The 7826-nt window shown below is 71.3% G+C and carries 7 protein-coding genes; 4 read left to right on the top strand and 3 right to left on the bottom strand.

Annotated elements, in window-relative coordinates; all coding sequences use genetic code 11:
• Positions 1–359: 359 nt before the first annotated feature.
• The gene (locus SACSA_RS0117065) at positions 360–608 is read right to left on the bottom strand and encodes a hypothetical protein (protein ID WP_019818957.1); all 249 of its coding nucleotides are present in this window, start codon (positions 606–608) and stop codon (positions 360–362) included.
• A 526-nt stretch (positions 609–1134) separates the two neighbouring features.
• Between SACSA_RS0117065 and SACSA_RS0117060 the strand changes: the two genes are divergently transcribed.
• Positions 1135–1572, top strand: a complete 438-nt coding sequence (locus tag SACSA_RS0117060) for a hypothetical protein (RefSeq protein ID WP_019818956.1) — start codon at positions 1135–1137, stop codon at positions 1570–1572.
• A gap of 144 nt (positions 1573–1716) precedes the next feature.
• Here the strand turns inward: SACSA_RS0117060 and SACSA_RS0117055 are convergent, their stop codons facing one another.
• Positions 1717–1920 (bottom strand): cold-shock protein, encoded by a 204-nt coding sequence (locus tag SACSA_RS0117055; RefSeq protein WP_019818955.1) that lies wholly within the window; start codon positions 1918–1920, stop codon positions 1717–1719.
• A gap of 449 nt (positions 1921–2369) precedes the next feature.
• On the opposite strand from SACSA_RS0117055, the gene SACSA_RS0117050 reads away from it, so the two are divergent.
• The 3 genes from SACSA_RS0117050 (at position 2370) to SACSA_RS0117040 (ending at position 5563) form a co-directional block, all read left to right on the top strand.
• The gene (locus SACSA_RS0117050; RefSeq protein ID WP_028661968.1) at positions 2370–3566 is read left to right on the top strand and encodes a L,D-transpeptidase; all 1197 of its coding nucleotides are present in this window, start codon (positions 2370–2372) and stop codon (positions 3564–3566) included.
• A gap of 120 nt (positions 3567–3686) precedes the next feature.
• A complete protein-coding gene (locus tag SACSA_RS0117045; protein ID WP_019818953.1) occupies positions 3687–4256 on the top strand; it encodes a PaaI family thioesterase in 570 nt (189 codons plus the stop codon).
• On the top strand, positions 4256–5563 hold the full coding sequence (locus SACSA_RS0117040) for a metallophosphoesterase (RefSeq protein ID WP_019818952.1): 1308 nt from the start codon (positions 4256–4258) through the stop codon (positions 5561–5563). The genes SACSA_RS0117045 and SACSA_RS0117040 overlap by 1 nt, the downstream gene beginning before the upstream one ends.
• Positions 5564–5653: 90 nt before the next feature.
• On the opposite strand, the gene SACSA_RS0117035 is transcribed toward SACSA_RS0117040, so the two are convergent.
• On the bottom strand, positions 5654–7826 hold a 2173-nt coding region (locus SACSA_RS0117035), incomplete at its 5' end, for a serine/threonine-protein kinase (protein WP_232212983.1).

The raw sequence follows: 7826 nt of genomic DNA, 5'->3' as shown, positions 1-7826 counted from the left end.
CTTGGCAGTCTCAGGGCCGCCCGCCGTCGCCAGGCGGAACGGGAGCCCGACGCCCGGCCCGGCACCCGCACGCGGGACCGCGACACGTCCCACCGCGTCGGACCAGGTCCACGGGACCGCGTCGGATCCATGTCGCAAGCCGCACGGGCGGGGCCACGGAGAGCGTCCGTACGGCTCAACAGTGTTATGAAAAACCTGCTGTCGTGTTCGCGAATGTGAAAGGATTTCCTGCATCGCCGGATGATCAGCGGGAATCGATTGCCCGCGAGCGGTCCGGACCAGTAACTTGACCCCGTACTGCCCAGGTGCACGACCAGGGGGTGTGCACCTGGGCAGTACGAGTACGTGCGCGCGTCCCGTCAGCGCTGGACCGGCACGTTTCCGTCGTCGTCCGGGGCCAGCCCCAGCATCTCCAGCAGCCGGGCGCAGTCCTGCCTCCCGTGCGCGCCGTGCGCCACGGCGACCCGGGCGCGGCGCACCTGGTCGTCCGAGACTCGCGGAGCCTCCGCCTGGTCGGCCCGCTGAGCCGGTACACCGCTGTACCGCGCTCCCTGCCCTTCTCCCTCGTATCGAAGGAGGAACTGCCGCATCTCCGCCGACCTGCTCATGGCTCCTCCTCGGGGCTCGTCGATGTGGCCGCGAGGCTAACGAGCGCGCGAGAACGGCCGCAGCCCCCCGGAGAGTGAACTCGCCGCCACGCTGAGTTCCGGGCGACGACCTTGAGACCTCCGATCGGGCATTCCCCCACGGATGAACGTCCGGCAACGGACGGGTGACAGCTCGGCAGGGTTTTTTGCTGTCACCACTCGCGGTCCGGCGTCTCATCGTGTAAGAATCGTGGTGCTGACACACCCCCGGTCAGCGCCTGTGGAGATCCCCTCCGGCCCCCGCGTTCCTCCCCCTGGCGCGGGGGCCTCTCCATGTCGACACCCGGCACGTCCACGCCCGAGCCGACTCGGCACCGACCACGCCCGGGGCGGGCGTACGCGGAGCACACCCGACAGCCTCGGAGACTGCTCCGAACAGGTCCGGTGATCGCCCGAACGGCGGCCGGTCCGCGACAGCCCAGCGACCGTGAGTGTGGGTCGGGTCACAGTGTCATGACGGTCGAGACACGAACGTTATCGTGAGGGCGTGCCACTTCCCGCATTCGGACGCAGCCGGAGCAAGAGCAAGGCCGCGCACACAGCAGGCCACCAGGACGGTGCGCCCGGTCGGCAGGCGGACGCGGCCGACGACGACCACGAACTGTCCAGCTACCTCGCCGCTCTCGCGCCCGAGGCCGATCCCGAGAGCACCGGATCGGGACACCGCTTCGGCGACGCCGAGGTCTACCAGCTCCGGCTCAGCCAGCTCGCGGGCCAGCAACTGAAGGACGTCGCCGCGGAGCGGGGAACCTCGCCCCGCGCGCTCGCGCGGGAGTGGGTCCTCGAACGGCTCGCGTGGGAGGCGCAGGCCGCGGACCGGCACCGCGGCCCGGTGGCCCGCGACCCGGAGGACCCGCCGACCGACGAGATCCGCCTCGACGACCTCCGGCAGTGGTCGGAGCACGTGCGCGGCGGCATCCGCTGACCTCACCGAGGCCGGGCGCGAGCGCCCGGGAAGCGACGCGAGCCGGTTCCGGTACCCGGCGATTCGACGCACCACACCCGGACACACCCGGGCCCCCGGCGGAACGTCCGCCGGGGGCCCGGGTGTCGTCTGTGATGTCCCGCCTCAGAGAGTGCGGACCTTCTGAGCCTGCGGGCCCTTCTGGCCCTGGCCGACCTCGAACTCCACGCGCTGGTTCTCCTCCAGCGTGCGGAAGCCGCGTCCCTCGATCTCCGAGTAGTGGACGAACACATCGCCCTCACCGCTGTCCTGGGCGATGAAGCCGAAGCCCTTCTCGGCGTTGAACCACTTCACAGTGCCTTGCGCCACCGCTGTACTCCTCGTTGCTGTTCCGCGTGGACACCACCACCGGGTGATGTCCCGGCCGTCCCGGGCGGTTCCAACGAGACGAGCACGCCAGCGCGTTCGGCTACCGGCCCGCGTCAGAAGTTCCGCGAGTGTGAAGCCACGAACACGCAAAACGACGGCCACCTCCGAGCCTACCGGTCTACCGGCGTTTGCGAACCCCTCATTCCCGTGGTTGGTCCGACCGGGCGCATCCTGGGCGGAGGGGTTGCGTCCACGGTCCGTCTGACGATCAACCACACGAGTGGTGCCACGAGCCGCCGAGCGCCCGGCCAGCGACCACGGAGCGCGGCCGGCGGCGCCGCCGCACCCGACCCCACTCACGAACGTGTGAGTGTGATCACGTTTCGTGGCGGGCAACGAACAGACATTGGGCAGCGTCAGTCAGGTACGCGGGGAAAAGGGGTTCAGCTTTGACAACACGCACGTCCGCACCAGCACGATCGCCGGTGACGGCCCTCCTGGCTCTCCTCCTGGCTGCCCTCCTCGGCCTGAGCGCTTGCACCGGCGCCGAGGGTGGGGGCGGCACCCCTCAGGGCGGCGACGAACCGGAGGCCCCGCCCCCTCCTTCCGTGACGCTCACGCCCGAGGCGGGCAGCGAGAGCGTCGCGCCCCGCGACGAGGTGTCCGTGTCGGTGACCGACGGCACCATCGAATCCGTCGCCCTGACCAACCCGGAGGGCGAGGAGGTCGAGGGCCAGCTCACTGACGACCGGGCGAGCTGGTCGGTCACCGAGCCGCTCGGCTACGGCAAGACCTACACCTTTTCCGGGCACGCGGTGGGCGCCGACGGAACCCGGCAGGCGATCGAGGGATCGTTCTCCACGGTCACGCCCGGCAGCACCATCGGCGTCCGGTCGAACGTGGGCGACGACCAGACCTACGGCGTGGCCATGCCGATCGCGCTCACCTTCGAGAGCCCGGTCGAGAACCGCGCCGAGGTCGAGCGCGCCCTGCACGTCGAAACCGACCCGGAGATCGAGGGGTCGTGGGCGTGGATGCACAACGGCACCTCCGCGCACTGGCGTCCGAAGGAGTACTGGGAACCGGGCACCGAGGTCGACGTGCGCGCCGACATCTACGGCGTCGACATGGGTGGCGGCGCCTACGGCGGGAACGACCTGACCGTTTCGTTCTCGATCGGGCGCGAGCAGATCGTCAAGGCCAACACCCAGACCCACCGGATGAAGGTCTTCCGTGAGGGCGAACAGATCGCGGACTACCCCGCCAGCTTCGGCCTCGAATCCGACCCGGGGCGTGTCACCCGCAGCGGCACCCACGTGGTGATGAGCAAGCACGCCACCTACTTCATGAACAATCCCGGCTACGGCTACGAGGACTTCGAGGTGCAGTGGGCGGTGCGCATCTCGAACAACGGGGAGTTCACGCACGCGGCGCCGTGGTCGGTGGGCGACCAGGGACACCGCAACGTCTCGCACGGCTGCGTCAACCTCGCGCCGGAGGACGCCAAGGAGTACTACGACAGTGTGCTCATGGGTGATCCCTTCGAGGTGGAGGGCAGCTCCGAGCCGCTCACCCCGCGTGACGGCGACTACCACGACTGGATCTACTCCTGGGACGAGTGGACCGGGATGTCGGCGCTGAGCTGACGTGCGCGTCCCGCACGGCGAGCGCCACGCTCCGGGCCGCATCGGCCGGGGGCTGTGGCGCTCGCCGCTTCCGGGGCCGGGTGCTCCGGTATCCCGGCGAACGGGCGATAACGTGGCGGAGTGAGCAATCCAGACACCTGGCCGCCCGTCGCGGTCGAGCCTGCCGTGCCGCACGCCGACGCGCCCGCCGCGGGCAGCAAGCTGGGGGCCCACTACGGCGGGTGCTTCGGCTGCGGGGACGAGGTCGAGTCCGGGCTGCACCTCCACTCGGCCGTCGACAGCGACGACCCCGAGGTCGTCGTCTCCCAGTTCACGGTCACCTCCGCGCACCAGGGCGCCCCCGGACTGGCACACGGCGGGCTGCTCGCGTGCGCGTTCGACGAAGCACTCGGGTCCACCGTGGGCAACCTGCTCCGGCGTCCCGCCGTGACCGGCAAGCTGGAGACCGACTTCCGCAGGCCCGTGCCGGTCGGTTCCACCCTCTACATCGTCGCCCGCCTCGACGGCATCGCGGGCCGCAAGATCTACGTCAGCGCTGACGGCCGCCTCGACGCCGAGGACGGGCCGGTCGCGGTCGAGGCACGCGCGCTGTTCGTCAGCGTGGGTGTCGAGCACTTCCTCACCCACGGCGACGTGGAACAGGTGCGTGACCTCGGCGTTCAGCGCTCGGACTGGGACATCAACCCCTGATGGTCTTCGCGATCCTGACCGCCGGGATCGTCCTGTGCCACCTCTATCTCTGGAAGCGGCTGGTCGGCGACACCACACCCCGGCGTTCGGCCGCGCGCCGGACGGGTACGGCGGCGCTGGTGGTGCTGGTGGCGCTGATGGTGGCCGCGGTCAGCCTGGGCACCAGCGTCTCGCCGGAGATCGCGCGATGGTTCGCCTGGCCCGGCTACCTGTGGCTGGCACTGTTCTTCTATCTGCTGCTGGCTCTGCTGGTGCTGGAGCTGCCACGCCTGGCGCTGCGGCCGTGGGTCCGGCACGGGCGGGCACCGGAGGCCGAGGCGGTGTCCCCGACCTCGGAAGACGAGGTGGTGTCCCCGACCTCGGAAGACGAGGTGGTGTCCCCGGCCACTCCGGGCGAGGCGGAGTCTCCGGAGGTGTCGCGGACGGGCGAGGACGGGGGAGACCGGCTGTCCGGCCGTCGGCCGGTGGACCGGCGCCTGGTGCTCGCCCGGGGTTCGGCCCTGCTGGCCGGGGCCGTGGCGACCGGGCTCACCGGCTACGGGGTCACGGTCGCGATGGGACCGCCGACGGTCACCCACGCGCCGATCACCGTGCCCCGCCTCGACCCGCGCGCGGCGGGATTCCGCATCGCGCTGATCAGCGACGTCCACCTCGGCCCGATCGTCGGCCGGTCGTTCACTCGCAGGATCGTGGACCTCGTCAACGCCGAAGGGGTCGACGCGGTGGCGATCGCGGGCGACCTCGTCGACGGCGACGTCGCCGACCTCGCGCACGCGGCCGAGCCGCTGGCGGACCTGCGCAGCACCCACGGCACCTTCTACGTCACCGGCAACCACGAGTACTACGTGGGATACCGGCAGTGGGTCGAGTTCGTCCCGTCGCTGGGCATGACGCCGCTGCGCAACGAGCGCGTCGTGATCGAGCACAACGGCGGGGTGTTCGACCTCGCGGGCATCAACGACCACACCGGCTACCTGTGGCAGGACCCGGGCGACGTCGGCGCGGCACTCGCGGGCCGCGACCCCGGCAGGGCGGCCGTGCTCGTGGCGCACCAGCCGGTGGACGTGACCGACGCCGTGGACCACGACGTCGATCTCATGCTGGCCGGGCACACGCACGGCGGCCAGCTCTCGCCGTTCGAGCTGGCCGTCTCCCTGCAACAGGGCGCGGTGGCCGGGCACTACCGCTTCGGCGACACCCAGCTCTACGTCACCCGGGGCGCCGGGTTCTGGGGGCCGCCGGTGCGGGTCGGTGCACCGCCGGACATCACGGTCGTCGAACTGCGCGCGGGCCCGGCATCCCGCTAGAGACGCAGGCGGGCGGCGTCCGGGTGCGAGGACTCCGTGCCCGTGGTCGGAGGCGGCGCGGGCCCTTCCCGGCGAGCGAGGCGCGTCGGGTCAGGTGAGTGTGCGCGGGCGCACGGCGTTGGCCCGGTCCACCAGCTCGATGCGCTGCCGCTCGTCGCCTGCGAGGCGGGCCAGCGACCGGTAGCACTCCTCAAGACCGAAACGCAGGTCCCGCTCGGACAGCGACCGCCCGAGCACGGCGGTGCCGGGCCGGTCGGCCTGGTGACGGCGCACCCAGTCGAACGCTGCCTCCAGCACCTCCGCCGAGAGGCGGGTCCGGCGTTCGGCGTCGAGCGAGAGCCCCTCAACCTGCCTTCCCGCCTCGACCAGGTCCTGCTCGGTCAGCTGGTGCCCGTCGCGCCCCCTCCGGACCGTGATCGTGACCGCGGCGACCCGGGCGGCGGCGTGGTGCGTCGAGGACGCGGGGACACTTTCCAGGACCTCGATCGCCGACTTCCTGCCGCCCTGCGCGAGGTACACCCGTGCCAGGCCGAACGCCGCGCTGACATACGACCGGTCGGTGCGCCACACGAGTTCGTACATCCGTGCGGCGCGGAAGTAATCGCCCACGGCCTCGGCCGCGATCGCCAGCGCGAGTTTCGGGGCGGTCTCGCCGGGCAGCTCGTCGTAGACCGAGTCGAAGGCCACGTGCGCCACTCGCGCGCGTCCGCCCGCCAGCTCGATGAGCCCCCGGTACCAGTCCACCCGCCAGTCGTGCGGGAATCCCGACTTGATCGCGAGGTACTGCGCGGCCTGCAACTGGCGGTTCGCCTCGGACAGCTCGCCCAGCTCGATGCGCGCGCGCACGATCCGCAGCCGTACTTCGATCGACTCGCGCGGCGCGTGGGCCAGCGCCGTGATCGCGGACCTCGGGTCGGCCGAGAGCAGCGTGGCGAGCACCCCCGCGCCCGGATCGTCGGTGTGCACCTGCGGAATCGGCAGCCCGGCGACGACCTCGCCCATGTCCGGCACCGGGACCGGCCCGCCGTGCTCGGGGACGACCAGCTCGGCGCCGAAGGTGTTGGTCTCCGGGCCGAACACCGTGGACGAGCCCGGTCGTTGCGTGCCGGTTCCGAGGGCCATCACCTCGCGGAGCACGCCGGTGAGCTGGTCTGCCATGTCCTCGGCCGAGACGAAACGGCGGTCCGGGTCGGCGTGGGTGGCCCTGCGCAGGAAGCGGTAGTACGAGTCGAACAGCCGGAAGAGCGGGACGTCGTCCTGGCTGGGCAGGGTGGTCTTGTACTTGCTGGTGTAGCCGGTGAACTCGAAGCTGAGCACCGCCAGCGTGCGGCCGACCGTGAACAGGTCGGACGCGACCGAGGCGCCCTGGGTCGGCAGCTCCGGCGCGCTGTAGCCGCTGGTGAAGAACAACGGACTGGAGTAGTCGTCCGTGCGCCGGACCGCGCCCAGGTCGATGAGCTTGAGCTGCTCACCGGTCTGGATGACGTTGTCCGGCTTGAGGTCGCAGTACAGCAGGCCCTGGTTGTGCAGGTAGCCCAGCGCGGGCAGGATCTCGAGCCCGTAGGCGATCACCTGGCCGATCGGCAGTGGCTCGGCCCGGCCGCTCTCCCGGTGGTGGGCCAGCGCGAGCTGGCGCAGTGACTGCCCGCCGACGTACTCCATGACGATGTAGCCGACGGAGTTGCCGGTGTCCGGGTCCGGATGCTGGACGAAGTTGTAGATCTTGACGATGTTCGGGTGCTCGACCTCGGCGAGGAAGCGGGTCTCGTTCACCGCGGCCGCGACGGCGGTGGCGTCGCCGGTGTTGATCAGTCCCTTGAGCACGACCCAGCGACCGCTGACGTTGTGGTCGGCCGCGAGGTAGATCCAGCCGAGACCGCCGTAGGCCAGCGCGCCGATGACCTCGTACTGGCCGCCGACCCGCTCGTGCGGGCGCAGTTTCGGCACGAACGAGTACGGCGTGCCGCACTTCGCGCAGGTGCCCTCCGGGCTGCCGGGACGGCCGTCGGCGCTCCTGCCGACCTTGGCGTGGCAGTGACCGCAGTAGCGCTTCTCCTCGGCGACCACCGGGTCGTCGAGCACGGCCTCGGCCGGGTCGCGGTAGGGAACCTGCGGCACCTCCACCAGTCCCGCGCCGAGCCTGCCACGCCGCGAGCGCCGGGACGACGTCCTGCGTGGCTTTCCGGGGTAGGACCCGGTGCCGGTTCCGGTGCCCGTCCCGCTGCCGGTGCCCGTGCCGCCGCCCGTGCCGCGCCCGGTTCCC

Origin of the sequence: Saccharomonospora saliphila YIM 90502, assembly GCF_000383795.1 — a bacterium.
GTDB classification, from domain to species: Bacteria; Actinomycetota; Actinomycetes; order Mycobacteriales; family Pseudonocardiaceae; genus Saccharomonospora; species Saccharomonospora saliphila.
This window is presented reverse-complemented; position numbering and strand designations above follow the sequence as displayed.